The 25,059-nt window shown below is 69.1% G+C and carries 31 protein-coding genes; 17 read left to right on the top strand and 14 right to left on the bottom strand.

Features of this window, described 5'->3' with window-relative positions:
* Positions 1–16 precede the first annotated feature (16 nt).
* The 4 genes from ACP96_RS05465 to ACP96_RS05450 all read left to right on the top strand — a co-directional run bounded on the left by ACP96_RS05465 (position 17) and on the right by ACP96_RS05450 (position 2,369).
* Positions 17–313 (top strand): ubiquitin-like small modifier protein 1, encoded by a 297-nt coding sequence (locus ACP96_RS05465; RefSeq protein ID WP_050026076.1) that lies wholly within the window; start codon positions 17–19, stop codon positions 311–313.
* 59 nt (positions 314–372) lie between these two features.
* Entirely contained in the window at positions 373–1,476 is a 1,104-nt protein-coding gene (locus ACP96_RS05460) for a deoxyhypusine synthase (protein WP_050032529.1), read from the top strand.
* A gap of 480 nt (positions 1,477–1,956) precedes the next feature.
* On the top strand, positions 1,957–2,157 hold the full coding sequence (locus ACP96_RS05455; protein WP_050026078.1) for a hypothetical protein: 201 nt from the start codon (positions 1,957–1,959) through the stop codon (positions 2,155–2,157).
* The gene (locus ACP96_RS05450) at positions 2,154–2,369 is read left to right on the top strand and encodes a hypothetical protein (RefSeq protein ID WP_050026080.1); all 216 of its coding nucleotides are present in this window, start codon (positions 2,154–2,156) and stop codon (positions 2,367–2,369) included. Before ACP96_RS05455 ends, ACP96_RS05450 begins: the two co-directional genes overlap by 4 nt.
* A 38-nt stretch (positions 2,370–2,407) precedes the next feature.
* Here ACP96_RS05450 and ACP96_RS05445 read toward each other — a convergent pair whose 3' ends face one another.
* The 3 genes from ACP96_RS05445 to ACP96_RS05435 all read right to left on the bottom strand — a co-directional run bounded on the left by ACP96_RS05445 (position 2,408) and on the right by ACP96_RS05435 (position 4,001).
* Positions 2,408–3,442 carry an LLM class flavin-dependent oxidoreductase gene (locus ACP96_RS05445; protein WP_050032528.1) on the bottom strand — a complete coding sequence of 345 codons (1,035 nt, stop codon included), beginning with the start codon at positions 3,440–3,442 and terminating at the stop codon, positions 2,408–2,410.
* Positions 3,443–3,585: 143 nt separating this feature from the next.
* Positions 3,586–3,762, bottom strand: a complete 177-nt coding sequence (locus ACP96_RS05440) for a 50S ribosomal protein L37e (protein ID WP_050026084.1) — start codon at positions 3,760–3,762, stop codon at positions 3,586–3,588.
* Entirely contained in the window at positions 3,759–4,001 is a 243-nt protein-coding gene (locus ACP96_RS05435; protein WP_008006650.1) for an LSM domain-containing protein, read from the bottom strand. Before ACP96_RS05435 ends, ACP96_RS05440 begins: the two co-directional genes overlap by 4 nt.
* Before the next feature lie 299 nt (positions 4,002–4,300).
* Here ACP96_RS05435 and ACP96_RS05430 point away from each other — a divergent pair, with 299 nt between their 5' ends.
* The 3 genes from ACP96_RS05430 to ACP96_RS05420 are packed head-to-tail and all read left to right on the top strand — an operon-like array spanning position 4,301 to position 7,668.
* Positions 4,301–5,653 (top strand): ribonuclease J, encoded by a 1,353-nt coding sequence (locus tag ACP96_RS05430; RefSeq protein WP_050032527.1) that lies wholly within the window; start codon positions 4,301–4,303, stop codon positions 5,651–5,653.
* A complete protein-coding gene (idsA3, locus tag ACP96_RS05425; RefSeq protein WP_050026087.1) occupies positions 5,650–6,696 on the top strand; it encodes a geranylfarnesyl diphosphate synthase in 1,047 nt (348 codons plus the stop codon). The genes ACP96_RS05430 and idsA3 overlap by 4 nt, the downstream gene beginning before the upstream one ends.
* A gap of 45 nt (positions 6,697–6,741) precedes the next feature.
* Positions 6,742–7,668: a DMT family transporter gene (locus tag ACP96_RS05420; RefSeq protein WP_050032526.1), complete on the top strand. Its 927-nt coding sequence runs from the start codon at positions 6,742–6,744 to the stop codon at positions 7,666–7,668.
* Positions 7,669–7,679: 11 nt separating this feature from the next.
* On the opposite strand, the gene ACP96_RS05415 is transcribed toward ACP96_RS05420, so the two are convergent.
* Positions 7,680–9,041, bottom strand: a complete 1,362-nt coding sequence (locus ACP96_RS05415) for a dihydroorotase (protein ID WP_050032525.1) — start codon at positions 9,039–9,041, stop codon at positions 7,680–7,682.
* Positions 9,042–9,173: 132 nt separating this feature from the next.
* Between ACP96_RS05415 and ACP96_RS05410 the strand changes: the two genes are divergently transcribed.
* The 3 genes from ACP96_RS05410 (at position 9,174) to serS (ending at position 11,544) form a co-directional block, all read left to right on the top strand.
* A complete protein-coding gene (locus ACP96_RS05410; protein WP_050032524.1) occupies positions 9,174–9,746 on the top strand; it encodes a hypothetical protein in 573 nt (190 codons plus the stop codon).
* Between the two features lie 90 nt (positions 9,747–9,836).
* On the top strand, positions 9,837–10,076 hold the full coding sequence (locus tag ACP96_RS05405; protein ID WP_050026541.1) for a hypothetical protein: 240 nt from the start codon (positions 9,837–9,839) through the stop codon (positions 10,074–10,076).
* A gap of 97 nt (positions 10,077–10,173) precedes the next feature.
* Positions 10,174–11,544: a serine--tRNA ligase gene (gene serS, locus ACP96_RS05400; protein ID WP_050026544.1), complete on the top strand. Its 1,371-nt coding sequence runs from the start codon at positions 10,174–10,176 to the stop codon at positions 11,542–11,544.
* A 31-nt stretch (positions 11,545–11,575) separates the two neighbouring features.
* On the opposite strand, the gene ACP96_RS05395 is transcribed toward serS, so the two are convergent.
* Positions 11,576–12,178 (bottom strand): LURP-one-related/scramblase family protein, encoded by a 603-nt coding sequence (locus tag ACP96_RS05395; RefSeq protein WP_050032523.1) that lies wholly within the window; start codon positions 12,176–12,178, stop codon positions 11,576–11,578.
* A 116-nt stretch (positions 12,179–12,294) separates the two neighbouring features.
* Between ACP96_RS05395 and ACP96_RS05390 the strand changes: the two genes are divergently transcribed.
* Positions 12,295–12,552 carry an AbrB/MazE/SpoVT family DNA-binding domain-containing protein gene (locus tag ACP96_RS05390; RefSeq protein WP_050032522.1) on the top strand — a complete coding sequence of 86 codons (258 nt, stop codon included), beginning with the start codon at positions 12,295–12,297 and terminating at the stop codon, positions 12,550–12,552.
* On the top strand, positions 12,549–12,929 hold the full coding sequence (locus ACP96_RS05385; protein ID WP_050032521.1) for a type II toxin-antitoxin system VapC family toxin: 381 nt from the start codon (positions 12,549–12,551) through the stop codon (positions 12,927–12,929). The genes ACP96_RS05390 and ACP96_RS05385 overlap by 4 nt, the downstream gene beginning before the upstream one ends.
* A gap of 1 nt (position 12,930) precedes the next feature.
* Here the strand turns inward: ACP96_RS05385 and endA are convergent, their stop codons facing one another.
* Positions 12,931–14,121 carry a tRNA-intron lyase gene (endA, locus tag ACP96_RS05380; RefSeq protein ID WP_050032520.1) on the bottom strand — a complete coding sequence of 397 codons (1,191 nt, stop codon included), beginning with the start codon at positions 14,119–14,121 and terminating at the stop codon, positions 12,931–12,933.
* A gap of 105 nt (positions 14,122–14,226) precedes the next feature.
* Here endA and ACP96_RS05375 point away from each other — a divergent pair, with 105 nt between their 5' ends.
* A complete protein-coding gene (locus ACP96_RS05375; protein WP_050032519.1) occupies positions 14,227–16,530 on the top strand; it encodes an AAA family ATPase in 2,304 nt (767 codons plus the stop codon).
* Positions 16,531–16,539: 9 nt separating this feature from the next.
* The gene (locus tag ACP96_RS05370) at positions 16,540–17,481 is read left to right on the top strand and encodes a rhomboid family intramembrane serine protease (RefSeq protein WP_050032518.1); all 942 of its coding nucleotides are present in this window, start codon (positions 16,540–16,542) and stop codon (positions 17,479–17,481) included.
* 26 nt (positions 17,482–17,507) lie between these two features.
* Here the strand turns inward: ACP96_RS05370 and ACP96_RS05365 are convergent, their stop codons facing one another.
* Positions 17,508–17,993, bottom strand: a complete 486-nt coding sequence (locus ACP96_RS05365) for a CopG family ribbon-helix-helix protein (RefSeq protein ID WP_050023983.1) — start codon at positions 17,991–17,993, stop codon at positions 17,508–17,510.
* Between the two features lie 25 nt (positions 17,994–18,018).
* Entirely contained in the window at positions 18,019–18,357 is a 339-nt protein-coding gene (locus ACP96_RS05360; protein ID WP_050023992.1) for a PadR family transcriptional regulator, read from the bottom strand.
* A gap of 223 nt (positions 18,358–18,580) precedes the next feature.
* Between ACP96_RS05360 and ACP96_RS19720 the strand changes: the two genes are divergently transcribed.
* Positions 18,581–18,715, top strand: a complete 135-nt coding sequence (locus ACP96_RS19720; protein ID WP_268762283.1) for a hypothetical protein — start codon at positions 18,581–18,583, stop codon at positions 18,713–18,715.
* Between the two features lie 40 nt (positions 18,716–18,755).
* On the opposite strand, the gene ACP96_RS05355 is transcribed toward ACP96_RS19720, so the two are convergent.
* Both ACP96_RS05355 and lwrS read right to left on the bottom strand, forming a co-directional pair.
* The gene (locus ACP96_RS05355) at positions 18,756–19,409 is read right to left on the bottom strand and encodes an HAD family hydrolase (protein WP_050032517.1); all 654 of its coding nucleotides are present in this window, start codon (positions 19,407–19,409) and stop codon (positions 18,756–18,758) included.
* Positions 19,410–19,474: 65 nt separating this feature from the next.
* Positions 19,475–19,840 (bottom strand): LWR-salt protein, encoded by a 366-nt coding sequence (gene lwrS / locus ACP96_RS05350; RefSeq protein ID WP_050032516.1) that lies wholly within the window; start codon positions 19,838–19,840, stop codon positions 19,475–19,477.
* 64 nt (positions 19,841–19,904) lie between these two features.
* Here lwrS and uppS point away from each other — a divergent pair, with 64 nt between their 5' ends.
* Positions 19,905–20,927, top strand: coding sequence for a polyprenyl diphosphate synthase (uppS, locus tag ACP96_RS05345; RefSeq protein ID WP_050032515.1), 1,023 nt, complete (start codon positions 19,905–19,907; stop codon positions 20,925–20,927).
* A gap of 37 nt (positions 20,928–20,964) precedes the next feature.
* On the opposite strand, the gene ACP96_RS05340 is transcribed toward uppS, so the two are convergent.
* Both ACP96_RS05340 and ACP96_RS05335 read right to left on the bottom strand, forming a co-directional pair.
* The gene (locus tag ACP96_RS05340; protein ID WP_050023977.1) at positions 20,965–21,423 is read right to left on the bottom strand and encodes an NOB1 family endonuclease; all 459 of its coding nucleotides are present in this window, start codon (positions 21,421–21,423) and stop codon (positions 20,965–20,967) included.
* Positions 21,423–21,668, bottom strand: coding sequence for a PRC-barrel domain-containing protein (locus ACP96_RS05335; protein ID WP_050023990.1), 246 nt, complete (start codon positions 21,666–21,668; stop codon positions 21,423–21,425). Before ACP96_RS05335 ends, ACP96_RS05340 begins: the two co-directional genes overlap by 1 nt.
* A gap of 212 nt (positions 21,669–21,880) precedes the next feature.
* On the opposite strand from ACP96_RS05335, the gene infB reads away from it, so the two are divergent.
* Positions 21,881–23,674 carry a translation initiation factor IF-2 gene (gene infB / locus ACP96_RS05330; protein WP_050023975.1) on the top strand — a complete coding sequence of 598 codons (1,794 nt, stop codon included), beginning with the start codon at positions 21,881–21,883 and terminating at the stop codon, positions 23,672–23,674.
* A 55-nt stretch (positions 23,675–23,729) separates the two neighbouring features.
* Here infB and ACP96_RS05325 read toward each other — a convergent pair whose 3' ends face one another.
* Together ACP96_RS05325 and ACP96_RS05320 are read right to left on the bottom strand one after the other, a co-directional pair.
* Positions 23,730–23,939, bottom strand: coding sequence for a hypothetical protein (locus tag ACP96_RS05325; RefSeq protein WP_237561616.1), 210 nt, complete (start codon positions 23,937–23,939; stop codon positions 23,730–23,732).
* A gap of 100 nt (positions 23,940–24,039) precedes the next feature.
* Entirely contained in the window at positions 24,040–24,825 is a 786-nt protein-coding gene (locus tag ACP96_RS05320) for a TOBE domain-containing protein (RefSeq protein WP_050023970.1), read from the bottom strand.
* Between the last annotated feature and the right edge of the window lie 234 nt (positions 24,826–25,059).

The following is a 25,059-nucleotide window of genomic DNA, read 5'->3' as shown; positions in this document are numbered from 1 at the left end:
GCGCGGGAGTTCGCGTATGGAGTGGAAGCTGTTCGCCGACCTCGCGGAGATCGCCGGCGGACGCGAGATCGACGTAGCGGCGGGGCCGGGAGACACGGTCGGCGACGCACTCGACGCGCTGTTGGAGGCCCATCCCGACCTCCGCGACCGGGTGCTCGACGACGGCGAGGTCGCCGACCATATCAACGTCCTCCGGAACGGTCAGAACGTCCGCCACGACGGCGGGATGGACGCGACCCTCGAAGCGGGCGACGAACTCGCGCTGTTTCCGCCCGTGAGCGGCGGCGCCCTCGGGCGGGAGAGCGATCGATAGAACCGGCCGGCGGTCGACGGATCGGTCGTTTCAAACGGTCGCGCGCCGCACCTCTCGGCATGACCGACAGCGACGACGACGGTGGGACCGAGCACCGCGAGTCCGGCGGCGACGGCGACGGCAACCGTGAACCGGAAGACGCCGGAGGCGACCCGCCGCGCGAGGAGTTCCACGAGGACCCGGTCGGGCACACCCGCGCGACGGCCGACATGACGGTCGGACAGCTGGTCGAGGGGTACGGCGACGCGGGGATCGGCGCGGCCTCGGTCAACGAGGCGGGCGACGTGCTCGCGGAGATGTTCGCGAACGACGACTGCACCGTCTTCCTCTCGCTGGCGGGCGCGATGGTGCCCGCGGGGATGCGCCGGATCGTCTCCGATCTGATCCGGGACGGCTACGTCGACGCCCTGGTGACGACGGGCGCGAACCTCACCCACGACGCCATCGAGGCGATCGGCGGGAAACACCACCACGGTCGGACCCACGACCCGGAGAAGAGCCTCCGCGAGCACGACGAGGGGCTCCGGGACGAGGGCGTCGACCGCATCTACAACGTCTACCTCCCGCAGGAGCACTTCGCCGCCTTCGAGGGCCACCTGCGCGAGGAGGTGTTCCCGGCGCTCGAAGCCGACCCCGACGCTGACGGAACCGGCGCCGTCGGCATCGCCGACCTCACCCGAGAGCTCGGGCGCGCCAACGCCGCGGTCAACGAGCGCGACGACGTGGCCGAGGACCCCGGCGTCGCCGCCGCGGCCTACGAGTGCGACGTGCCCGTCTACTGTCCCGCTGTGCAGGACTCCGTGCTCGGACTGCAGGCGTGGATGTACGCCCAGACCGCCGATTTCACGCTCGACGCCTTGGACGACATGACCGAACTGACCGACCTCGCGTTCGACGCCGACGACGCCGGCTGCCTGCTCGTCGGCGGCGGCGTCCCGAAGAACTTCACGCTCCAGACGATGCTCGTGACCCCGCGCGCCTACGACTACGCGGTCCAGATCACGATGGACCCGGAGGCGACCGGCGGGCTCTCGGGCGCCAGCTTAGAGGAGGCCCGGTCGTGGGGGAAACTGGAGAAGGACGCGCGCAACGCCTCCGTCCACGGCGACGCGACCGTGATGCTCCCGATGCTGATCGCGGCCGCCCGGGAGCGCGTGGAGTAGCGCTCCGAGCGACGGAGACGTTTATTTATAAACCGGTCTGCGGTGGCGCGTGCCTGCGAGCGGGCCATCGGCCCGCGAGCGAGGAGGGACCTTCGGTCCCTCTGGCAGCCGGCGCGAAGCGCCGGCGACAGCACCGCGCGAGGGACGCGGTGAGCGCTCGGAGAGCGCGAACCGCGAGGTTGGGGAGGCGTGAGGCCGTGCGGAGCGGTCGGGCGGGACTCAAAGGGGCAGCCGTGAGGGCGAAGCACGCTGCAGCAAGCACCGCAACGAGGGAGCGCTAGCGAGCGAGTGAGGAGCGCAGCAAAGCGCGCGAGTCGTCGCGGCTGGGGCTTCGGCGGTGGTCACCGTCGATCTGCCGTCAGCAACTATTTATAAGCGAGCGGCTGGGGCTTCGGCGGTGGTCACCGCCGAAACGGCACCGCCACAGACAGTAATTACATGTAATTAAATTTTTCAGGCCGAAGCGCGTGACCCGATGTAATGAGCGACTACACCACTATCTCGCTGCGCAAGGAGTTCGTCGCGGACGTCGAGGAGTACATCGACGACGAGCCGTTCGGCTCGGTCAAGGAGTTCGTGAAACACGTCGTCGTCCAGGAGATGGAGTCGGACGACGAGATCAGCGAGGCGGAGGCCCGACGGATCGGCCAGAAGCTCCGGGACTTGGGGTACATGGAGTGACCCGAACCGCCGAAAACCGTGCCGTCGAGCTGCCCGAGAGGCTCTCGCGGGCGGACCTGATACTCGCGTGCATGCCGCTGCTGTTCGTGTGCGGCTACGCCCTCGGCGCGGTGGCCTTCGACGCGTGGGCGGCCGCGACCGCGGTCGCCGCGATCGCCGGCTGTCTGCCGATGGTCGACGGGCTGTTCTGGAACCCGCCGCAGGCCGGGTGAACGCCGCACTCACGACCGCGAGAACGTCTGCCGTCCCCTCAGCGATCGACGCCCTCCAATCCGACCGCCTCCGCGAGCAGCGTGTGCGACTCCAGCGCGTCCCCGTGGTCGGGCACCGTATGCTGGATCATCATCTCGTCGGCGCCGACCCGGTCCGCGAGCTGTTCGAGCAGGCCCGATATCGTCTCCGGGCTCCCCGAGATCGCTCGCGGCCACTCGTCGGCGTCGAGGGTCGCGGGCGTCGGCTCGGGGGCACCGCCGAGTTCCGCGATCGACTCCTCGACCGAGGGGATCGACCCCACCACGCCGCGCTGCATCCGCTTGAAGGTCGCCTCCGCAGGCGCGCGACGCCGCGCCGCGGCCGCGTCCGTCTCGGCCGCGACCGCGTTGACCGCGACCATCCCGTACGGCTCCTCGGGGCCATCGCCGATCTCTGCGGGCTCGAACTGCTCGCGGTAGGTCTCGAAGGCGCGCTCGGCGAGGTTCGGTCGGATGAACGCCGCGAAGCAGAATCGGGCGCCGAGCTTCCCGGCGATCGCCGCGCTCGACGGGCTGGATCCGAGCACCCACGGCACCGGCGGCGCCGCACCGGAGCGCGGGACCGTCAGGTCGGCGTACGGGTGGTCGTCGGGGAAGGCGTCGTACAGGTGGTTCACGACCGCGCGGATGCGCTCCTCGTGGTCCTCGTCGGGGTTCTCGACGCGACGATCCGTGCCGAGCGCGCGGTCTGAGGCCGGCGAGCCGTTCGCCCGGCCGAGGCCGGCGTCGATCCGTCCCGGCGCGAGCCCGTCGAGCGTTCCGAACGCCTCCGCGACCTTGTACGGGCTGTAGTGGTTGAGCAGGACGGCGCCGGAGCCGATCCGGATCGAGTCCGTGGCGCCCGCGAGCCGCCCGAGCAACACCTCCGGGGTCGTCCCCGCGAGGTGATCACCCATTCCGTGGTGCTCGGCGACCCAGAACCGCGAGTAGCCCAGCCGCTCGGCCTGCTCCGCGGCCGCGACCGTGTTCGCGTACGCGTCGGCGGCGGTCCCGCCCGCGGGGACCGGCGAGAGGTCGACGATCGAGAGGTCCATATTCGCTGTCGGCGACAGCCACCGTTAACGGTTGGGCTCCCGGCGGTCGCGTCGGGGGATCGGAAGCGGCTCACGGTTGATTGTCCGCGGCGCAACGGCTGGAGAACTGAGAAACGAAAGCGTCGAAAGAGAGGGCGCGGTCGTCAGTTGTCGCCGGTCTTCGACTGCCAGGCGTAGTCGCGGCGGGAGGCGGAGTCGCCGAAGCCGCACGAGGAGCAGCGCTCCTTCTTGACGTGGTAGGATTTCTCGCCGCAGCGGCGGCACTTCACGTGAACCGTCTTGTTCTTCTTCCCCTGAGAGGGCGTTCCGGAGCCGGTCATGCTTTGATGGTGACGACGTTATCGCCGCGTATAATCGTTGTGTCTTCGATCGCGACCGCGAACTCGCCGTCGAGGTCGTCGTCGACGCGATCGTCCACGTCGGACTCGGGTTCGATGACGACGTTCATGTGCTGGTCGTAGCCGGCGAGGACGCCGTAGTAGGTCGTTCCGTCCTTCAGGTGAACTGTCACGGGCTCCTCGAGCGACGCTTCGAGCACGTCGAGGGGTCGTCCACTCATTGTCCGTATCGCCGCCCGTCGCACTAATAAAAATACCGGGACGCAGGGGGCTCGTCGGCGCTCACTGCGAGACGTGTCCCCGTGAGCCACGGTCTGAGGATCGCAGATGTCACACTCGAACCCGGGTGTTTTTAAGACGGGCTGCTGTACCTCCGAGTACCACACTCCCGCGGGACACGGTGAGTCGACGTCGGCTCGGCCGTAGCGGGGCCTCAACGACGCGCGGATCAACGTAGCGCTGACGGCTCCTTGCGGGGTTTCAGTGATGGACGCCTACCACGGCGTTCGAACCACAAACCATGGAAATCGAAATTGCGACACTCGGCGGTTACGAAGAGGTCGGTCGACAGATGACGGCGGTCCGAGCGGGCGACGACATCGTCATCTTCGACATGGGCCTGAACCTCAGTAAGGTCCTCATCCACGACAACGTGGAGACCGAGAGCATGCACAGCCTCGACCTGATCGACATGGGCGCGATCCCGGACGACCGCGTCATGAGCGAGCTGGAGGGCGACGTCCAAGCGATCGTCCCCACCCACGGCCACCTCGACCACATCGCGGGCATCCCGAAGCTCGCGCACCGGTACGACGCGCCCATCGTGGGCTCGCCGTACACGATCGAACTGGTCAAACAGCAGATCGACGACGAGGGGAAGTTCCAGGTCGACAACGACCTCGTGAAGATGAAGGCGGGCGGCACGATGGCCATCGGCGACTCCGAGCAGGTCGAGATGGAGTTCGTCAACGTCACCCACTCGATCATCGACGCGATCAACCCGGTCCTCCACACGCCCGAGGGCGCCGTCGTCTACGGGCTCGATAAGCGACTGGACCACGACCCCGTCATCGGCGACCCGATCGACATGGACCGGTTCCGCGAGATCGGCCGTCAGGACGAGGGCGTCCTCGCGTACATCGAGGACTGTACGAACGCCGGCCGGAAGGGCCGAACGCCCTCCGAGTCGTACGCCAAGAAGCACGTCGAGGACACGCTGACGTCGATGGAGGACTACTCGGGCGGAATCGTCGCCACGACGTTCTCCTCCCACATCGCCCGCGTGAAGACCCTCGTCGAGTACGCCCGAGAGATCGGCCGCCAGCCGGTCCTGCTCGGTCGCTCGATGGAGAAGTACTCGGGCACCGCGGAACGACTCGACTTCGTCGACTTCCAGGGCGACGTCGGCATGTACGGCCACCGGAAGTCGGTCGACCGCGCGTTCAAGCGGATCATGAAGGAGGGAAAGGGGAACTTCCTCCCCATCGTGACGGGCCACCAGGGCGAGCCGCGCGCGATGCTGACTCGCATGGGCCGCGGCGAGACCCCGTACGAAATCGAGAACGGCGACAAGGTCGTCTTCAGCGCGAGCATCATTCCGGAGCCGACCAACGAGGGGCAGCGGTACCAGTCCGAACAGCTCCTCCGGATGCAGGGCGCGCGTCTCTACGACGACATCCACGTCTCCGGCCACCTCCGCGAGGAGGGCCACTACGAGATGCTCGACGCGCTCCAGCCCCAGCACGTCATCCCCGGTCACCAGACGCTGAAGGGCCGCTCGCCGTACGTCGACCTCGCGACCTCGCAGGGGTACAAGCTCGGACGTGACGTGCACGTCACGCAGAACGGGAGCGTCATCCAACTCGTCGAATGACGAGCGAGACGAAGGAGGCGCGGGTGCTGGAGACCATCCGCGAGCGGCGTGACCTCGTCAACGCCGCTATCGACGAGGAGCTGCCGGTACAGCACCCGGAGCGGCTGTACGAGGCGACGCGGTACATCCTCGAAGCGGGCGGCAAGCGGCTCCGCCCGACGGTGACGACGCTGGCCGCGGAGGCGGTGACCGGCACCGACCCGCTGGGCGCCGACTTCCGCGAGTTCGCGGCCCTCGACGGCAACACAGTCGACGTGATGCGCGCCGCGGTCGCCATCGAGGTGATCCAGTCGTTCACGCTGATCCACGACGACATCATGGACGAGGACGAGCTGCGGCGCGGCGTCCCCGCCGTCCACGAGAAGTACGACACCTCGACCGCCATCCTCGCCGGCGACACGCTCTACTCGAAGGCGTTCGAGTTCATGACTGAAACTGGCGCGGACCCGCAGAACGGGTTGGAAGCGATGCGGATGCTCGCGTCCACCTGCACGGAGATCTGCGAGGGGCAGGCGCTCGACGTCGCCTTCGAGAGCCGCGATGATATCCTTCCGGAGGAGTACCTGGAGATGGTCGAGCTGAAGACCGCCGTCCTCTACGGCGCCTCGGCCGCGACGCCGGCCCTCCTGCTCGGCGCGGACGAGGAGGTCGTCGACGCCCTCTACCAGTACGGGATCGACTCGGGACGTGCGTTCCAGATTCAGGACGACGTGCTCGACCTGACCGTCCCCTCCGAGGATCTGGGCAAGCAGCGCGGCTCCGACCTCGTCGAGGGGAAGGAAACGCTGATCACCCTCCACGCCCGCCAACAGGGCGTCGACGTGGACGAGTTGGTCGACGCAGACACCCCCGCCGAGGTGACGGAAGAGGCCATCGACGACGCGGTAACGGCCCTCGAAGAAGCCGGTTCGATCGCGTACGCCCGCGAGACGGCCGAGGACCTCACGGAGCGGTCGAAGGAACACCTCGAAATTCTCCCCGAAAGTGGGTCTCGAGAGCTGTTGGCCGACCTCGCGGACTACCTGATCGTCCGCGGCTACTGAGCCGAAACGGACACCGCTTTACTTCCCGAACTCCTCCCTTCGTTCGTGTCTAGGTACCGAGACGTCGCGCTGTTCTTTGCCCTCGCGCTGCTTTGGGGCGGCTCCTTCGTCGCCATCGAAGTCGGCCTCGACTACTACCCGCCCGTGCTGTACGCCGCCTACCGGTTCGATCTGGCGGCGCTAGTGCTCGTGTCGTACGTCTTCCTGACGGACGCCGGCCCCTTCCCCCGGACCCGCGGCGATCTGGCCGCGATCGGGTTCAGCGGCGGGCTCTCGGTCGCCGCCAACAACTCCCTGCTGTTCGTCGGCCAGCAGTACACGACGAGCGGGATCGCCTCGATCACCTACAGCCTCGTTCCCATCGCGACCGCGGCGGTCGCGGCCGTCTGGGTCGGCGGCTCAGATCTCGACGCGCGCGGCGCGCTCGGCGTGGTGCTCGCGTTCGTCGGGGTCGCGCTCGTCGCCCAGCCCGATCCCGCGAACCTCGCCGGGGGCGTCACGATCGGCGTCGGGCTCATCTCGATCGGCGTGATCGCGGTCGCGGTCGGCAGCGTCGGGCTCCGAACCGTAGAGACGAGCTTCTCCAGCATCGCGCTTACCGGGTGGGCGATGCTGTTCGGCGGGCTGCTCATCCACGGGTTAAGCCTCGGGCTCGGCGAGCCCCAACAGCTCCCGGCGACCGCGCTGCCGGCGGTCGCTTCACTGCTGTTCCTCGGCGTGTTATCCTCGGCGGTCGCGTACACCATCTACTTCACGTTACTCGGCCGACTGGGCGCGTTCGAGATCAACCTCGTCTCCTACGTCGTTCCCGTGGTCGCGACCGTCGCCGGAGCGGTCCTCCTCGCGGAGCCCGTGACGCCGCTGACGGTCGCCGGCTTCGCCGTCATCGTCGTCGGGTTCATGCTGTTGAAGCGGCACGCGATCGCCGACGAGGTGCCGCGGCTCCTCTCGCGGGTCGGCGGATTGTTGTAACAGATCCGCTCCTACAACTCCCGCACGTTCCGGCCGGCCGGCTCGCCGAACGCCTCCGCACCGGTGACCGGGTCGCGCTCGTAGACGACATCGCCGCGGACCGTCGTCAGCTCCGGGAAGACGCCCAGCAGTCCCTCGAAGGGCGTCCAGCCGGCCGCGCCGTGGAGTGCGCCGGCCTCGATCTCGCGGGGGTTCGTCATGTCGACCAACACGAGGTCGGCGTCGGCGCCGGGCTCGATCCGCCCTTTCCCTTCGATCCCGAAGATCGACGCCGGGTTGGCGGCGACCACGTCACGGACGCGCTCTAAGGAGAGGTTCCCCTTTCGAACCGACTCCAAGAGGAGCGGATACAGCGTCTCCACACCGGGGACGCCGCTCGGCGCGTCGACGAGCCCCCGCCGCTTCTCCGCGACCGTGTGGGGCGCGTGGTCGGTGGCGACGACGTCGACGTCGCCGTCGCGGAGCCGCTCGAAGACGCCCGCGCGCCGCTTCTCAGAGCGGAGCGGCGGGTTCATGCGTCCGAACGTGCCGAGCCGTCCGGCGTCGTCGCGCGACAGGAAGAGGTGGTGCGGGGTGACCTCGCAGGTCGGTGAGGTATTTCCGTTCGCGTCGTCCTCGATCGCGTCCTCCCGCGCCTCGACCACTGCGTCGATCCCCTCCGGCGTCGACGTGTGCGCGACGTGCACCTGCGCGTCGCTCGCGGCGCCGGCGTCGAGGGCGCGGTCGATCGCGGCGGCCTCCGCCTCGGCGGTCCGGTAGGCGGACCACGCGTCGGCGTTCGCGGCGGTGCCGACCCCGCCGAGATCCCCTCTGAGCGCGCTCTCGTCGAACAGCGTCTCGTCCTCGGCGTGGACCGTGACGGGGGCGTCGCGGGCGGCGGCCTCGGCGAGCGCGTCCTCGAACAGGTCGACGGCGATTCCCATGTCGCCGGTCGAGTCCGCGAGGAACACCTCGCCGAGCGCGAACAGGGGGCGCTCGAAGAGGCTCTCGGGGTCCCAGTCGCCCGTGACGCCGCCGTTGATCCCGTAGTCGACGAGCGAGGGTGCCGCGAGGTCGGCCTTCTCGTCGAAGGCGTCGCCGTCGACGGTCGGCGGCGAGGTGTTCGGCTGGTCGACGACGGTCGTGACCCCGCCCGCGGCCGCGCCCCGCGAGCCGGAGGTCCACGTCTCCTTGTGGCTCGCGCCCGGCTCGCGGAAGTGGACGTGCACGTCGACGGCGCCGGGGAGGAGGTGGCGTCCCCGCGCGTCGACGACGCGCTCGCCGGCGTCGGCGTCGATCCCCGCGTTCGTCGGTTCGACCGCGTCGACGGTCCCGTCTCGGACCCGAACGTCGCGGACCCGCCCGTCGGCCAGCTCCGCACCCGTGATGAGCATGGGTACGCGCTCGCGGCGCGCCGCTTAAACAGTGTGGTTCGGGCGGTGCGGCCGACGAGCGCTTCCGTCGACCACCGGCGACGGGTTCGGATCCACCACAAAGCGTTTGTCGGGCGCGCAACCCGTTCGAATATGGTCCCTCCCTCCGCCCTAACCGCTTCGGACGTCGTCGCCGGCGGCCTCACGCCGCTCTCCGCCTTTCCCGCGCTCGCGTCCGCCCCGATTGTCCCGGCCGTCGTCGACACCGCGATCGGGTGGCTATGGACGATCGTGCTGTTCGCGTTCCCCGGAGTCGTCGCCGCCGCGCTCTGGACGCCCTTCCTGATCGCGGCGCGGTTCCGAGCGCTCTTCGTCGCGCTGCCGCCCGCGGGTCGGCTTGTTCCCTCGTACGTCGGCGTCGCGCTGGCGCTCTCGGTCCCGTATCTCGTCGGCATCGTGCTCACGGTCGGACTCGTCGACTCGGCAGGTCCCGGCTGGAGCGAGGGGTTCCTCGACACCGCGCTGTTCGGCGGGGTCATCGTCGGCTTCGTCGCCCCGGCGTTCGCCGTGCTCGGCCTCCCGCGGGTCGGCGTCGACTGGGACCCGACCGGGTACGGGCCGGGAACGTGGGGGCTTCTGGTGACCGCGGGGCTGTGGTACGCGCTCGTCGCCGCGGTGCCGCTGGTCGCGCTCGCGATCGGGATGGCGCTCCCCGGCGGGTACTGACGGCGGCGCTCGCTCGGGACCGCCGCGGGGGGTCGACGGGGACACTCGGCACCGTAACATTTTGTTGATCCGCGCGACGTACGCCCGGATATGTTCCCCGCACCCCTCCGGTTGTTCTTCGTCGCGGTCCCCCTCCTCGTCGCCGCGGGCGCGCTGGCGATGGCCGCGTTCCCCCGACGAATGACCCAGTGGCAGATACGCGGTCCCGACGGCGCGACGCGACAGATCGAACCGAGCGGGACGCGGATCCTGCTGATGCGCGTGATGGGCGTCGTCGTCGCCGGCCTCGCGCTGGTCACGCTGTTCGCGAGCTCCGCGATCCTCCCCTGACGGGTTCGCTCGCCCGAGTCGGCCGCCGCGCCGTCCCGTGTCAACCGATGCCGACGCTCCGATACGGTTTTGGGGCGGCCGGCGGTACCACCGGTAAATGCTGTCTCGACAGTTCGTCCGGGAAAACCCCGAGGTCGTCCGTGAGGCGCTCGCCAACAAGGGCGTCGACGTCGACCTCGACCGGATACTCGACGTCGACAAGGAGTGGCGGGAGCTGAAGAGCCGCGGCGACGACCTCCGACACGAGCGCAACGAGGTCTCCTCCAAGATCGGCGAGCTGAAGGGGGCCGGCGAGGAGGAGGCGGCCCAAGAGGCGATCGAGCGCTCGCAGGAGCTCAAGTCGGAGCTCCAGGAGATCGAGGAGCGCGCCGACGAGCTGGAGGCCGAACTGGAGGAGTCCCTGCTCGAACTTCCCCAGATCCCCCACGAGTCGGTACCGGTCGGCGAAGACGAATCGGAGAACGTCGAGCGGCGCCGCGAGGGGTTCGACGACCTCCGGGCGCTCCCCGACGACGTGGAGCCGCACTACGACCTGGGCGAGGACCTCGAAATCCTCGACTTCGAGCGCGGCGCGAAGGTCGCCGGCGGCGGCTTCTACGTCGCCAAGGGCGACGGCGCCCGGCTGGAGCACGCGCTGATCCAGTTCATGCTCGACGTGCACCGCGAGCAGGGGTACGAGGACGTTTTCCCGCCGATCCCGGTCAACTCCGCGTCGATGCGCGGCACCGGCCAGCTCCCGAAGTTCACCGAGGACGCCTACCGGGTCGAGGGCACCAACGAGGACGAGTACGAGGACGACGACCTCTGGCTGCTCCCGACCGCGGAGGTGCCCGTCACCAACCTCCACCGCGACGAGATCCTCCTCGGCGAGGACCTCCCGCTCAAGTATCAGGCGTACACGCCGAACTTCCGACAGGAGGCCGGCGAGCACGGCACCGAGACGCGCGGGATCGTCCGCGTCCACCAGTTCAACAAGGTGGAGATGGTGAACTTCGTCCGGCCCGGGGAGAGCGACGAGCGCTTCGAGGGGCTCGTCGACGAGGCCGAGGAGGTGCTGCGCCGCCTCGAACTCCCCTACCGCATCCTGGAGATGTGCACCGGCGATCTGGGGTTCACGCAGGCGAAGAAGTACGACATCGAGGTGTGGGCGCCCGCCGACGACATGGACGAGGGGCCCAAGCAGGGCGGTCGCTGGCTGGAGGTCTCCTCGGTCTCGAACTTCGAGGAGTTCCAGGCGCGCCGCGCGGGGATTCGGTACCGCGAGGAGCACCACGAGTCCGCGGAGTTCCTCCACACCCTGAACGGCTCGGGGCTCGCGGTCCCGCGGATCGTCGTCGCGATCTTGGAGTACTACCAGAACGACGACGGGACCGTCACCGTTCCCGAGGCGCTGCGCCCGTACATGGGCGGGACGGAGGTCATCGAGGGCCACGACGCGGTCGGGGAGTCGAAGCTGGGCGGGGAATAAGCCCGAGCGTCGACCCGCCCCGCGACCGCCGCTACTGGTTCTCTAAGGCGTCGAGGATACACGCGGCGGCGATCACGGCCTCCTTCGGCACGTCGCTCGCGTCGTCGATGGTGACCGTGTAGGCGTCGCGCAGCGAGAACTTCCCCTCGATGTCACCGACGTGACCGCCGTCGGCGTCGAATATCTCGTACTTGTTCGGGACGAGGTTCGCGGCGCCGACGAGGTGACGGAGCCCCGACAGCAGCTTGTTCTTCGATCGAATGGTCGCCAGCGCCTCCCCCGTCTCGGGGTCGCGGATCGTCCAGTTTTCCATGAACAGCGAGTAGTCCTCGTCGAGGACGACGACCTCCTCACCGGTGCCCGCGTCGGTGATGGCGTAGTTGCCCGCGATGTCCATGATCCCGCCCGCCTTCACCGAGAAGGCGTCCTCGTCGTCGCCGGTGACGAACGGGAACTCCTCTTTCAGCTTGAACATCTTCTGTTTCCCGCGCAGGACGACGTCGCCGGCGCTGTCGCGGACGGTGTACTTGTTCCGCACCATCGACTGCTTCACCTCGTAGCGGTCGTCGTCGAGGTCGACCGTGGAGATGTCGTACTTGCTCGATTCGGCGTCGGACGTGGAGGGAAACGGCATGGACGCGACGAAGGCGAGCGGTCGAAAAAGGCTTCTGTTCGTCTTCATACCGAACTCTCGGTGAGACTCCCGAATTCGTGGGAATATATTTATTCGTTCCCACGGTAGGTCGCGGTATGAGCAAGACCGCAGAGGCGGACGACCGGGGTCGAATCGTCATTCCTCACGAGATCCGCGAAAAGCACGGTGACAGGTATCGAGTCGTCGAACTGGACGACCGCGTGGAACTGATCCCGCTCAAATCGGACCCGATCGAGGGACTCCGCGACGCCGTCGGCGACGCCTTCGACGACGAGTCGATCGCGGAGATCAAACGGGAAGCCCGAGAGGCCGCTCGCGAGGACGCAGTCGGCGACGCGATGAGAGACGAATGATCTACGCGGACACCGACTTTTTCATCGCCTTGGTCAAAGACGACGACTGGCTTCAGGAACGCGCCGCGGCGATCGCGAGCGAGTACGAGGGCGAGATATACACCACACGGATGACGCTGCTCGAACTGCTGGTGATCTCCGATCGGTTCGAGTTCGACCGGATGGAAGCGCTCAGTTACGCGCTGGAGATCGCGTCGATTCCGGAAGACGAGACCGTGTTGTTCCAGGCTGCGGACTACATGGATCAGCACGGGCGTACCGCGTTCGACGCGTATCACCTCGCCTACGCCGATACCGACCCGATCATCTCGTCCGACAACGCCTTTGATGCGGTCACGGACGACCGGGTGCCGATCGAGGACCGAACTCCCGAGTGAGTTAGGGCGTCAGCCGTCCGATCGAGAGCCACTCCACGTCGGCGTCGCGGACCGCGTTGCCCTCGGTGGTCCCGTCGCCTCCGCCTCCGCCGTCGCCTCCGCCATCGCCAACCGCCGTCAGCGCGAACACCATCTCCTTGCGGACGCCGCCAGCGAGCCGCACGTCGAGCGAGAGCTCGCGCGGCGAGAACCGGTGGTCGCCATCGACGACGCGCACGAGGTGCTCGGAGTGCGGCAGGTCCTCGACTGTCTCCACGTCGAGATAGGTCCGGAAGTCGGCACCGAACTTGAAGCCGGTCTTCGGCACGGCGTCGGCCTCGCGGAGGCGCTTATAAACGGCGAGCCGGCGGTCGAACCGCTCGCCCTCCACGTCGCGGCCGCGGGCGACGACCGCGGCGGCGGGACCGTCTGGCGTTGCCGCCCCCTCCGCGGGCGAGTCCCCGGCCGTCCCCACCGACGCCGACAGCGACAGCACCCCGTCCGCCGCGAGCGACGCGGCCTCGACGAGGGAGAGCTGGACCGCGCCCTCGACCGCCGCGGCGCGACCGGTGAGCGGCTGGCCGTAGAAGCCGCGTTCGTAGAGCCCCTCGGGGGCGTCCCAGACGACGACGCGGTCGGCGAGGAGGACGCCGTCGAGCCGGGACGGCGGCTCATAGTCGGTCGCACCCGAAATCGCTCCCTCGGTCGCCGCGAAGTACGTGATGTCGGACTCCTCATCGACGACGGCGAGGGTGCGCCCAGCGAGCCCGGCCGCCGATAGCGACTCGCGCTCGCCGACGACCTGCACGGGGTACTCGACGTTCCCGGTGTCGGGGGTCGAGCCGCGCTCGTAGGCGATAAAGTCGATCGCGTCGGGCGCGTCGACGTCGCCGCCGGGCCACGGCTCGCGGGCGGGGGAGAGGTAGAAGCCGCGGTCGCGCAGGTCGGCGTAGACGAGGTAGCGCACCGCGAACCGGTCGGCCGCGGCCGCGCTCTCGACGAAGAAGCGCTCGAAGCCGACCTCTCCGGCGCCCTCCTCGAGCGCGACTCCCGAGAGGTCGCCGCGGAACAGCAGGTGCGCGGCCTCGACCCGCGAGAGCGCGATCTCGTCGCCGCCGAGCGGCCGGCCGTAGCCGCCGGAGTCGTGGAACCGCTGGCGGGCGTCACCGGCGACGTGAACCGCGTCGCCGCGAAGGTGCCCTGTCGGTTGCATACCGAACGACGGGTTCGGCCGGGGTAAGGGGGTTGCGGTCGGCGGTGAAGGGAAGCGGGACCAGCGGCGGGTAAGCATAAAGGGTCAGTGGCCGGAACGGAGCGTATGAACGACACCGCCGGCCTCCGGCTCACGGTGCGTGCCGCCGAGAAGCGGGACGCGGGCCGGGGCATCGCTCGGCTCCCCGAACCCTCCCGGAAGCGACTCGGCCTCCTCAGCGGCGACACCGTCGAGATCCGCGGCGAGCGCACCGCGGTCGCGAAGGTGTGGCCCGGCGGCGCGGACGCCCGAGAGGGGTCCGTCCTCATCGACGCCGACACCCGCGCGAACGCCGGGGTGAAGGTCGGCGACACTGTCACCGTCGGCCCCGTCGACGTCGAGGATGCCGACCGCGTCGTGCTCACCGCGCCCGCGGAGCTCGCCGACGTCGACGTGAGCCGTGACGTGGTCGAGCGCGCGCTCGCTCGCGACCTCCGCGACCGCCCCGTCACCGAGGGCGAGGCGGTTCACGTCGAGCGGCTCGGCGGGATCCGGTTCGTCGTCGCCGAGACGAAGCCGGCGGGGACGGTCCGCGTCACGAACCGGACCGACGTGTCGGTGACCTACGCGGACGAAGATGGGTCGGGGTCCGACGCGGCCGCCGGGAGGGACCGCGGGACCGCCTCCGGATCGCGGTCGGGCGGCGATACCCCGAGGGGCCGATCCGCCGGGAGCGGCGGTACCGGAAGCGAGACGGCCGGAAGCGACGCCCCCGAGACCGGCACCGGAACCGACGCACGACCGACCGGCGACGACACCGCGCCTCCGGAAGAGCACACCGCGGGCGCGACCTACGAGGACATCGGCGGGCTCGACGAGGAGCTGGAGCTGGTCCGCGAGACGATCGAACTCCCCCTCTCGGAGCCCGGCGTGTTCACCCGCCTCGGGATCGACCCGCCGAAGGGCGTCCTGCTCCACGGTCCCCCGGGCACCGGGAAGACGCTGATCGCCCGCGCCGTCGCCAACGAGGTCGACGCGACGTTCATCACCGTCGACGGCCCGGAGATCATGTCGAAGTACAAAGGCGAGTCGGAGGAGCGTCTGCGGGACGTGTTCGAGCGCGCCAGCGAGGAGGCGCCCGCGATCATCTTCTTCGACGAGATCGACTCGATCGCGGGAAAACGGGACGACGGCGGCGACGTGGAGAACCGCGTCGTGGGACAGCTGCTCTCGCTGATGGACGGGCTCGACGCCCGCGGGGACGTGATCGTCATCGGCGCGACCAACCGGGTCGACACCCTCGACCCCGCGCTCAGGCGGGGCGGCCGGTTCGACCGCGAGATCGAAATCGGGGTTCCCGGCGAGGCCGGTCGGCGACAGATCCTCGACGTGCACACGCGCCGGATGCCGCTCGCGGACGACGTGGACTTGGACCGCATCGCGGCTCGGACTCACGGGTTCGTCGGCGCCGACATCGAGGGGCTCGCGCAGGAGGCGGCGATGACCGCGCTGCGGCGCGCCCGCGAGTCGGACGCGAAGGCGCTCGACGACGTGACCGTCGGGAAGGCGGACTTCGAGGCGGCCCACGCGAGCGTCGAGCCGAGCGCGATGCGCGAGTACGTCGCCGAGCAGCCGACTACCGACTTCTCCGACGTGGGCGGGCTCCCGGAGGCCAAAGAGAAGCTGGAGCGCGCGGTGACGTGGCCGCTGACCTACGGCCCGCTCTTCGAGGCCGCCGACGCCGACCCGCCGACAGGGATCCTGCTTCACGGACCGCCCGGCACTGGGAAGACCCTCCTCGCCCGAGCGATCGCCGGCGAGAGCGGCGTCAACTTCATTCAGGTGGCCGGGCCCGAATTACTCGATCGGTACGTTGGGGAGTCCGAGAAGGCGGTCCGGGACCTCTTCGACCGCGCCCGGCAGGCGGCGCCCGCGATCATCTTCTTCGACGAGATCGATGCGATCGCGGCCGACCGCGACGCGGCCGGCGGAGATAGTTCGGGCGTCGGCGAACGCGTGGTCTCCCAGCTTCTCACGGAGCTGGACCGCGCGAGCGACAACCCGAACCTCGTCGTGCTCGCGGCGACGAATCGGCGGAACGCGCTCGATCCCGCGCTGCTCCGGCCCGGACGACTGGAGACCCACATCGAGGTCCCCGAGCCCGACCGCGAGGCGCGTCGGAAGATCCTCGACGTGCACACCCGCTCGAAGCCCCTCGTCGAGGGCGTCGATCTGGAGTACCTCGCCGACGAGACCGAGGGATACTCCGGCGCCGAGATCGCGTCGCTGTGCCGGGAGGCCGCCCTGATCGCCATCGAGCGCGTCGCCGACGAGCACGGCGAGGCGGCCAACGACCACGCCGACGAGGTCTCGATCACGGCCGACGACTTCGCGGCGGCGCTCGAGAGCGTCCGCCCGGCGACGCCGTAGGGGAGCCGGATGTCGGCTGACGGCGATCGGGGTGAGCGCGGCCGCGACTCCACCGATTCGGATTCGCCCACCCTCCGCGGCCTGCTCGCGTCCGTTCTCGCCGCCGTCCGGTCCCGGCCGCCGGCGGAGCTGGCGCTCGTCGCCCTCCCGCTCCCGGCGCTGTTGGTCGGCGTGAGCCTGCTCCCCGGCGTCGAGGCGTGGCGGTTCTCGCTGGCGACCGAAGGCGTGTTCGAGAGCCGATGGGCGCTGTGGACCGCGTTCGCATCGAGCTTCGTCCACGCGGACGCGGCCCACCTCGCCGACAACGTCGTCAACTACTGGTTGCTCGTCGCGGTCGCGTACCCCCTCTCGGTCGTCGCCGGCTGGCGCCGGCGGCTCCTCGGGTCCGCCGCCGTCTACCTCGCGGTCGTCCCGCTCGTCTCCGCGTGGGCGACCGTCGTCGCGCTCGGCGGCGTGACGGACGCGCCGACCGCCGGCTTCTCGGACGTGAACAGCGCACTCCTCGGCTACCTCGTCGCCGTCTGGTTCGCCGCGCTGGCCGCTGAAAGCGATCAGATCCGGGGCGAGGGCTCTGCCGGCGTCGACCCTCGCTGGTCGGTCGTCGCCGTCTTCGCGTCGCTCGCGCTCGCGTACCTCGCGCCGAGCGGCGCCGGCTACTTCCCGCCGCTCCCGACCGTGGGGTCGCTGTTCGCGGTCGGCGCGGCGATCGCCGCGGTCGGGTTGTACGCCGCGGTCGGTCGCCCGCGGGTGGCGGGTCTCGATCTGTCTCCGGAGCGCGAACTCCTGTACGTCACGGGTGCGAGCGTCGCGGCCGCCGGCGTGATCGGATCGCTGGTGCTCGTCCCGTTCGGCAGCAACGTGTTCGCGCACCTCGCCGGCTACGTCGTCGGGTTCGTGGTACCGTTCGTCGGCGTGGTCGCGGACGCCGAGGCGGACCGCGGAGGCAGATGAAGCGGTACGGCGGCGGCGGTCCTCGATCAGTCGTCGGGCTCGCGTCCGCCGTCGTGACCGTGTCCGTGGCCGTCTCCCTCCGCGGCCGTGGGCACGTTGTCAGCGCCGAACTCGTCGACGGGCGTCACGCTGTAGTCGACCGTGAGGGTGTCCTTCGTCGCGCGGACCTTCCCGACGAACGTCGAGATGTCCGCTAACCGGCCTTCGAGTACGAACAGCTCCATACAGTACCGCGAGCCGACGTGGCTGTGGAAGTTGGAGGCGACGAGTCCCTCGTGTTCGTGGCGGAGCCGCATCATCCGTTCCTCGACGCTCGTGGTCTCGTAGTCGAAGAGCACGGTCACCACCGCCATCAGGTCCCTGTCCTCCAGCTTCGCGTCCTCGAACTCGCCGAGGAGATTCCGGGAGGCCTCGCGGACGACCTCGCTGCGCCCGGTGTAGCCGTGTTCGTCCGCGAACCGGTCGAGCCGCTCCAACAGCTCCTCTGGCATCGAGACGCTGACGACTGTCATATATTAATCGAACGCACCGATATTGTTAATCCTTGAGGTTGGGACCACCGGCGCCGGCGCGGTCGATCGAGAGTCCGTCGGATCCACCCTCTTCGATCCTCGCCGAGAGCCAGTCGTAGTGATCGAGGAGGGCCTCCTCGCCCGCCTCGGTGAGCGCGTACACGTCCGCCAGCCCCTCGGTCCGCCGATCGAGGAACCCCGACTCCACGAGCGAGGTCAGCGTGGCGTAGAAGGATCGGGGCTCGATCCGCTCGTCGTAGTGCGATTCGAGCCGGCTCTTCAGCGACTGCGCCCGCAGCTCGCCGGCGTCGTACAGCAGCGCACACAGGTCACGGCGTCGGCCGCTGTGGAGCCACTTCGTCATACACACGATTCCGCCCGGCGCCTCACGACCGTTTCGGTCGCGGACGAGGGGTCGTGATCGGCGGGTGTGATCGCTTCCGAACAGTTCGAACGTTTTCTTCTCGACCATATCACACAGTATCTGGGCTCTCAGAAGAATACTAAGTGATTGTTTGAGCCTATATTACGTGTATAAGTGCGTAACTACACAGTATTTATTACGCTCGTCGTGTGGTTGTTTCGATATGCACGCGACGATCGAACGCCTGATCTGTCGACACCGATACGAATGTCGGGCGGTCGTGGTCGATCCCGACGAAGTCGTGGAGTGCTGTACGAAGTGCGGCAAAGAGCGGATCCGCGGCGTCACCGGCTCGTAGCGTCGAACGCGACCGATCGCGGTGCGCAACCGGGGCGTCCTCACGTCGGCCCGAGCAGTTCGTCGAGCCGGCTGACGCGCCGGTCGCCGAGCACGCACCGCCCGCGGTCCTCGTGGCCCACGCGCTCGACGTGGACCGCGTCGAGGCCGGCATTCCACGCGGCGCCCACGTCGCTCTCGCCGTCGCCGACGTAGTAGCCGTGGTCGGTTCGGGGGTCGACCCCGAGGTCCGTCATCGCCAGTTCGATGGGGTCCGGGTCGGGTTTCCAGCCCGTCTCGTCGGTACAGCAGATCACCGCGTCGAACCTGTCGGCGAGGTCGAGCCGGTCGAGCACGGGCTCGGCGAGGAACCGCTGGCAGTGGGTGACGAGCCCGGTCGGCCCGCCGGCGTCGTCGACGGTGTCGAGCAGTCGGGCGGCGTCGTCGTGGAGGTACGTCGCCTCCGCGCGAGCGATCGGGTCCTCCTCGGCGTGGAACGCCGGCCAGAAGGCGTCGGGGTCGATCCCGAGCTCGCGGAGGGTGCCGCCGCGGGCGCCGCCGAGCCCGTGCCAGAGGACGTACGCCTCCCGGTCGGAGAAGGGGCGGCCGAGCCGGTCGCCGACGCGGTCGAAGACGCCGCGGGTGTACGACCACTCCGCGTCGACGAGCGTCCCGTCTAGGTCGAACAGGTGGAAGTCGTAGTCGGCGACGGCCATGGGGCCGTCCGTAAGCGGTCGATCGATAAGTGCGTTGTGGGGGCGAGCGCTTCCGAGCCGGCTCCTCACCCCCGCACGTGGATCGACGACCCGAGGTACTTGTGGAGGACCTCGTCGACCGAGTCGGCGTTGAACCGGCCGAGGTCCGCGGCGATTTCCGACTTCAGCGCGTCGAGGTACTCCCGGTCGGTCCGGAGCTCCCGGAAGTCGGCGGTGACGACCTCGACGCCGAGGCGATCGCCCGCGAGCGTCCGGAACGAGGGTTCGTCGCCGATCTCGCCGCGCCAGAGGCGGTTGCGGAAGAAGAGCCACCCCTCGGTGTCGGGTTCGCTCGCGGGGACCTCCATCGTCGTCTCGAATCGGTCGGGGTCGACTGCCGCCCCGTCCGGGTCGAGCCGGAACGCGACGGCGAAGACGTAGGCGGCGTCCATCGGCGGCGACTCGTCCTGTCAGAGGATAAAAGTACATACCCCTCGGTCGTGTCCGTCCGCACGTATGTTGGATCGGCTCCGCGACCGCATCGAGCGCGCGTACCGCCGCCACCTCCGGCGAGAGATCGAGGACGTGCCGACGCACGTCGCGATCATCCAAGACGGGAACCGGCGGTACGCCCGCGAACGCGGCGACGACGCGCCCGACGGCCACCGCGCCGGCGCCGCCACCACCGAGCGCGTGCTCGACTGGTGCGCGGACCTGGGCGTCGCGGAGCTGACGCTGTACGCGTTCTCGACCGAGAACTTCGAGCGCCCGGACGAGGAGTTACAGCCGCTGTTCGACCTGCTGGAGGACAAACTCCGCGATTTCGCCGACGCCGACCGCGTCCACGAGCAGGGGGTCCGTGTTCGCGCCATCGGCGACGTGGACCGCCTCCCGGAGCGCGTGCGCGACGCGGTGGCCTACGCGGAGCGCCGCACCGCGGACAACGACCGGTTCACGCTGAACGTCGCGCTGGCGTACGGCGGCCGGACGGAGCTGCTCGACGCGGCGTCGGCTATCGCGCGCGACGTCGACGCCGGCGACCTCGAACCCGCCGACGTCGACGTCGAGACCGTCGAGGACCGGCTGTACGACCGCCCGGTCCGCGACGTCGACCTCATCGTCCGGACCGGCGGCGATGAGCGCACCTCGAACTTCCTGCCCTGGCACGCCAACGGCAACGAAGCGGCCGTCTACTTCTGTGCGCCGTACTGGCCGGAGTTCTCGCAGCGCGAGTTCCTCCGCGCCATCCGCACGTACCAATCGCGCGAGGAGTCGTGGCAGCGCGCCCGCGCGGAGCGGGCCGCCGCGCTCGTCCGGGCGGTCGCCGAGGTGGAGATCGCCGAGGCTCGGGCCGTCGCCGGGCGGCTCCGCGAGCGCGTTCCCCGGCTCGACGCCGACGCGCTCGCCGCCCCGCTTTCGAGCGACGCCGAAGCAGCCAACGGGTCAGCCAAAGACGGCGACACGTCCGAAAGCGCCGCCGGGAACGCGGCTCGAACCGCGACCGGAGAGCGCGAGACCGAACCGGAGTCGGCGGACTAAGGGCTCGAAACCGAAGAGAAAGCGAAATTTTTCTGTGCTACGCCGGGTTCTTCCGCGTCAGATCGCTCCCGCAGATCGGGCACCGGTCCTTGTTCTCGTCGAAGGTTCGGTTACAGCCGACGCACTGGAACCGCCACTCGCGCTCCTCGGAGATTCCGTCGCGCGCGATCGCTTCGACGGTGATATCGAGCCGTTCGGCGACGTTCTGCATCGCGTAGTCGTCGGTGACGAGCGTCGCGCTCAGTTCGAGGGCGGTCGCGATCAGGCGAGCGTCGGTGTCTGACAGCTCCGCGGCGTCGCCGGAGCCGCGCGCGGCGCGTCGCACGTTGTCGAGGACTTCCGGGGCCGGGACGTGGATCGTCATGCCGGAGCCCTCCATCGCGTCGAAGCGGAGCGCCCCCTCGCCGGTGAGTTCCTCGTGGACTTCGGGCACCGAGACCACGTCGTCGTCCGTGGTGTACTCGTGGATGAACGCCGAGGTGTCGAGGACTTCCATCAGCGGGCGACGACGATGTAGTCTTTCACCGCCTGCACGTTCGCAACCGGCACTTTCAGGCGACCCATCTCGTCGACGTCGAAGCCAGAGCGCTCCGGGCTGAGGTGCTCGTGAGGGCTCACGAGCAGGTCGGAGAGTTCGCCCGACTTGATGTCCATCGTGATGTTGTACAGGTCCCCAAGCTCCGTTCCGTCCGCGCTCATCACCGCCTTCCCGGAGAGGTTCTCCGCGAGGATATCGACCATGTCCTCATCGTCCGGGGCAACGGTCTTAAACTCCACGGGGGCGTCGGACGAGTGACAGACGGTCGCGGCGGCGCAGAGACGTCGGCCAGCGCGACGAGATGCAGGCGGTCTCGGGCGCCGACGCCGTCGCGCTCTGGGCGCGCGCATTTTGAAAGGCTTAACTGACGTCCGGGCCGAACGGTAGGTAACCGACCTTTTCGGGGCGATCACTGATGACCGACCATACAAACGCGGACACCCTTCGGACGCCGATCGTCGCCGTGCTGGGCCACGTCGATCACGGCAAGACCAGCCTGCTCGACAAGATCCGCGGCTCCGCCGTCAGCGAGGGCGAAGCCGGCGCGATCACCCAACACATCGGGGCGACCGACATCCCGCTCGACACGATCTCCGGGATGGCGGGCGAGCTCATCGACCCGACCGACTTCGATCTGCCCGGCCTCCTCTTTATCGACACGCCGGGCCACCACTCCTTCTCGACGCTGCGCGCCCGCGGCGGCGCGCTCGCCGACATCGCGGTGCTCGTCGTCGACGTGAACGACGGCTTCCAGCCCCAGACGGAGGAGGCGATCGACATCCTCCGCCGGACGGGTACCCCCTTCGTCGTCGCGGCCAACAAGGTGGACACGACGCCGGGCTGGAACCCGCAGGACGGCGAACCGATCCAGAAGAGCTTGGAGGCGCAGTCGGAGCGCGCCGAGTCGATGCTCAACGAGAACCTCTACGAGATCATCGGCCAGCTCTCCGACGCCGGCTTCTCCGCCGATCTCTACTGGCGCGTGCAGGACTTCCAGAAGAACATCGGCGTCGTCCCCCTCTCGGCGATCACCGGCGAGGGCGTTCCCGACCTGCTCACCGTCCTGATGGGCCTCTCACAGCGGTTCATGAAAGAAGAGATGGCGATCGACGTGCAGGGAGCGGGCGAGGGAACGGTCCTCGAGGTGAAAGACGAGCGCGGCTTCGGCGCCACCATCGACACCGTGGTGTACGACGGCGTCGTCCGCAACGGCGACCAGATCGTCGTCGGCGGGCAGGAGGAGCCGATCGTCACCGAGATCCGGGCGCTGCTCCAGCCGCGGCCTCTCGAGGAGATCCGCACGGAGAAGAAGTTCGAGAAGGTGGGCGAGGTCGGCGCCGCCGCCGGCGTGAAGATCGCCGCGCCCGACCTCGATCGGGCGATGGCCGGCGCGCCGGTGCGAGTCGTTCGCGACCGCCCGCTCGAGGAGGTCGTCGAGGAGGTCAAAGCCGAGCTCGCGGAGATCGAGGTGGACACCGCAGAGGACGGCGTCGTCGTCAAGGCCGACACGCTCGGCTCCTTGGAGGCGATGGCGAACGCGCTCCGCGAGGCCGAGGTCCCCATCCTGCGCGCGGAGGTCGGCGACATCGCGCCGCGCGACATCGCCGTGGCCGAGACCGCGAACCAAGACGAGCACAAGTCGATCCTCGGGTTCAACGTCGACCTGCTCGCGAACGCCGAGACGGAGCTTGAGAACGCGGACATCAAGCTGTTCACCGACGAGGTCATCTACCAGCTGATCGAGGACTACGAGACCTACGTCGAGGAGAAACAGCGCGCTCAGCAGGAGACGGTGCTCGACAAGGTCGTCCGTCCCGCGCGCTTCCGCATCCTCCCCGACCACACGTTCCGGCAGAACGACCCCGCGGTCGTCGGCGTCGAGGTCATCTCCGGCACGGTCCAGAACAACCGCAACGTCGGCGCCTTCGAGGGCAACGAGTTCAAGCGCGCCGGCCAGCTCTCCGGGATCCAGAAGCAGGGCGACGACGTCGACGAGGCACGCGCCGGCGAGCGCGTGAGCATCGCCATCGACGGCCCCACCGTCGGCCGCGACATCGAGGAGGGCGACACGCTCTGGACCGAGGTCCCCGAGAAGCACGCGAAGATCCTCGAACAGGAGCTGAAAGAGGAGATCACGGCCGACGAGCGCGAGGCGCTGTCGGCGTACCTAGAGACCAAGCGGAAGCGGGACCCCTTCTGGGGGAAGTGAATCGGGGATTCACGGCGTCTGCGGGCGAAAAAGGCGCCGCAGTCCGCCGCCGATCTCAGTCGTCGTCGGCGTGCTCGTCGAGCGTCTGCTTGACCTGCTCTAGTTGCAGGTAGGTGGCGAGCCCGAGGATGGTGCCCGGCCACAGGCCGACGAACTGGCCGCGCTGCTTGTCGCCGCGGACGTAGTAGAAGTACAGCGCGAGGCCGACGGAGCCTAGGGACGCCAGCGCTGCGGGCCCGAGGTTCTCGGTTTCGATTCCGGCCACTGTCTTACTCGTTGAGGCGTCTGCTGATTCGTTCACGGGTTATAGTTGCACTACGTTGTTACGTTAGTTCGCCCTACATATACCAAATCGCCCCGTTCGCCTACTCGCGTCCCGGCGTCGCCGACTGGCTGACGACCCGCGTCGCGGTCGCTTTCCACCGGATCGCCACCTCGTCGCCCGCGTCGAGGTCCAGCCGCTCCGCGCTCTCGGCCGTGATCAGCACTCGGAACGCGACGCCCTCTACTTCGATCGTCACCGTCGAGACGGTCTCGCCGGGGTCGATTCCGACGACCTCGCCGCGGAGCCGGTTCCGAGCGCTCGTCGAATCCGGGTCGACCCGCTCATCGGCCTTATAAATCGTCACCGCGTCGGCACCGATCCGCACTTGCACGGCGTCGCCGATCGCCGCCCCGTCACCGGCCGCCCCCCCGTCGCGGTCGTCGCCGTCTTCGTCCACTCCGCCGTGGAGCCCCCGGACCTGCCCGATCGCGGTGTCGACGTCGGCCAGTTCGCCGTCGACGCTCGCGACCGTCCCGTCGAGCACCGTCTCCGGCACCTGCGCGGTCGCGGCCAGCACGGCCTGCAGGCGGTCGTACCGGTCGAGGAGGTCGCGGCCGCCCGCCGAGAGCCGACTCCCGCCGCCCCCGGATCCGCCGCGCTGGCGCTCGACGAGGGCCCCGAACGCGTCCTCCAACGCCTCGATCCGCGAGAGGGCGCGAGCGCGGGAACGCCCCAACTGTGAGGCCGCACCCGCGACCGATCCCGCCTCGTGGACCGCCCGGAGGAGCGCGGCGTCGCGGCCGTCGAACTCGGCGTCGCCCTCGATGAGCGCGGCCCGACCGCGGCCCGCACCGGCCCCGGCCTTCCCCGCTCCGCTTTCGTCCATACCGAAACCGTCGGCTCGGTGGGTGTTGGCGTTTTCCCTCCCCGGTTGAGCACGCCAACTGTGACGACGTAACCGATCGCCGAGAGCTACGTCCCTCGCTCTGGACGCTTTCGGAACGCGATCGGACGCCGCTCCCGTGGTGAGCGATCGTCACGGTTCCGCCCCGTGGAGGATCGTAACTGACAGCGGTTACTCCGTGGCAGAAGCTATATCCCGCGCCAGTCCATCGGTGTA

Source organism: Halorubrum halophilum (assembly GCF_000739595.1).
GTDB classification, from domain to species: domain Archaea; phylum Halobacteriota; class Halobacteria; order Halobacteriales; family Haloferacaceae; genus Halorubrum; species Halorubrum halophilum.
This window is presented reverse-complemented; position numbering and strand designations above follow the sequence as displayed.

Bases quoted from the DNA above. Each gene is read 5' to 3' on its own strand.
- ACP96_RS05465 (WP_050026076.1), top strand. From the start codon at position 17: ATGGAGTGGAAGCTGTTCGCCGACCTCGCGGAGATCGCCGGCGGACGC.
- ACP96_RS05460 (WP_050032529.1), top strand. From the start codon at position 373: ATGACCGACAGCGACGACGACGGTGGGACCGAGCACCGCGAGTCCGGC.
- ACP96_RS05455 (WP_050026078.1), top strand. From the start codon at position 1,957: ATGAGCGACTACACCACTATCTCGCTGCGCAAGGAGTTCGTCGCGGAC.
- ACP96_RS05445 (WP_050032528.1), bottom strand. From the start codon at position 3,442: ATGGACCTCTCGATCGTCGACCTCTCGCCGGTCCCCGCGGGCGGGACC.
- ACP96_RS05440 (WP_050026084.1), bottom strand. From the start codon at position 3,762: ATGACCGGCTCCGGAACGCCCTCTCAGGGGAAGAAGAACAAGACGGTT.
- ACP96_RS05435 (WP_008006650.1), bottom strand. From the start codon at position 4,001: ATGAGTGGACGACCCCTCGACGTGCTCGAAGCGTCGCTCGAGGAGCCC.
- ACP96_RS05430 (WP_050032527.1), top strand. From the start codon at position 4,301: ATGGAAATCGAAATTGCGACACTCGGCGGTTACGAAGAGGTCGGTCGA.
- idsA3 (WP_050026087.1), top strand. From the start codon at position 5,650: ATGACGAGCGAGACGAAGGAGGCGCGGGTGCTGGAGACCATCCGCGAG.
- ACP96_RS05415 (WP_050032525.1), bottom strand. From the start codon at position 9,041: ATGCTCATCACGGGTGCGGAGCTGGCCGACGGGCGGGTCCGCGACGTT.
- ACP96_RS05410 (WP_050032524.1), top strand. From the start codon at position 9,174: ATGGTCCCTCCCTCCGCCCTAACCGCTTCGGACGTCGTCGCCGGCGGC.
- ACP96_RS05405 (WP_050026541.1), top strand. From the start codon at position 9,837: ATGTTCCCCGCACCCCTCCGGTTGTTCTTCGTCGCGGTCCCCCTCCTC.
- serS (WP_050026544.1), top strand. From the start codon at position 10,174: ATGCTGTCTCGACAGTTCGTCCGGGAAAACCCCGAGGTCGTCCGTGAG.
- ACP96_RS05395 (WP_050032523.1), bottom strand. From the start codon at position 12,178: ATGCCGTTTCCCTCCACGTCCGACGCCGAATCGAGCAAGTACGACATC.
- ACP96_RS05390 (WP_050032522.1), top strand. From the start codon at position 12,295: ATGAGCAAGACCGCAGAGGCGGACGACCGGGGTCGAATCGTCATTCCT.
- ACP96_RS05385 (WP_050032521.1), top strand. From the start codon at position 12,549: ATGATCTACGCGGACACCGACTTTTTCATCGCCTTGGTCAAAGACGAC.
- endA (WP_050032520.1), bottom strand. From the start codon at position 14,121: ATGCAACCGACAGGGCACCTTCGCGGCGACGCGGTTCACGTCGCCGGT.
- ACP96_RS05375 (WP_050032519.1), top strand. From the start codon at position 14,227: ATGAACGACACCGCCGGCCTCCGGCTCACGGTGCGTGCCGCCGAGAAG.
- ACP96_RS05370 (WP_050032518.1), top strand. From the start codon at position 16,540: ATGTCGGCTGACGGCGATCGGGGTGAGCGCGGCCGCGACTCCACCGAT.
- ACP96_RS05365 (WP_050023983.1), bottom strand. From the start codon at position 17,993: ATGACAGTCGTCAGCGTCTCGATGCCAGAGGAGCTGTTGGAGCGGCTC.
- ACP96_RS05360 (WP_050023992.1), bottom strand. From the start codon at position 18,357: ATGACGAAGTGGCTCCACAGCGGCCGACGCCGTGACCTGTGTGCGCTG.
- ACP96_RS19720 (WP_268762283.1), top strand. From the start codon at position 18,581: ATGCACGCGACGATCGAACGCCTGATCTGTCGACACCGATACGAATGT.
- ACP96_RS05355 (WP_050032517.1), bottom strand. From the start codon at position 19,409: ATGGCCGTCGCCGACTACGACTTCCACCTGTTCGACCTAGACGGGACG.
- lwrS (WP_050032516.1), bottom strand. From the start codon at position 19,840: ATGGACGCCGCCTACGTCTTCGCCGTCGCGTTCCGGCTCGACCCGGAC.
- uppS (WP_050032515.1), top strand. From the start codon at position 19,905: ATGTTGGATCGGCTCCGCGACCGCATCGAGCGCGCGTACCGCCGCCAC.
- ACP96_RS05340 (WP_050023977.1), bottom strand. From the start codon at position 21,423: ATGGAAGTCCTCGACACCTCGGCGTTCATCCACGAGTACACCACGGAC.
- ACP96_RS05335 (WP_050023990.1), bottom strand. From the start codon at position 21,668: ATGGTCGATATCCTCGCGGAGAACCTCTCCGGGAAGGCGGTGATGAGC.
- infB (WP_050023975.1), top strand. From the start codon at position 21,881: ATGACCGACCATACAAACGCGGACACCCTTCGGACGCCGATCGTCGCC.
- ACP96_RS05320 (WP_050023970.1), bottom strand. From the start codon at position 24,825: ATGGACGAAAGCGGAGCGGGGAAGGCCGGGGCCGGTGCGGGCCGCGGT.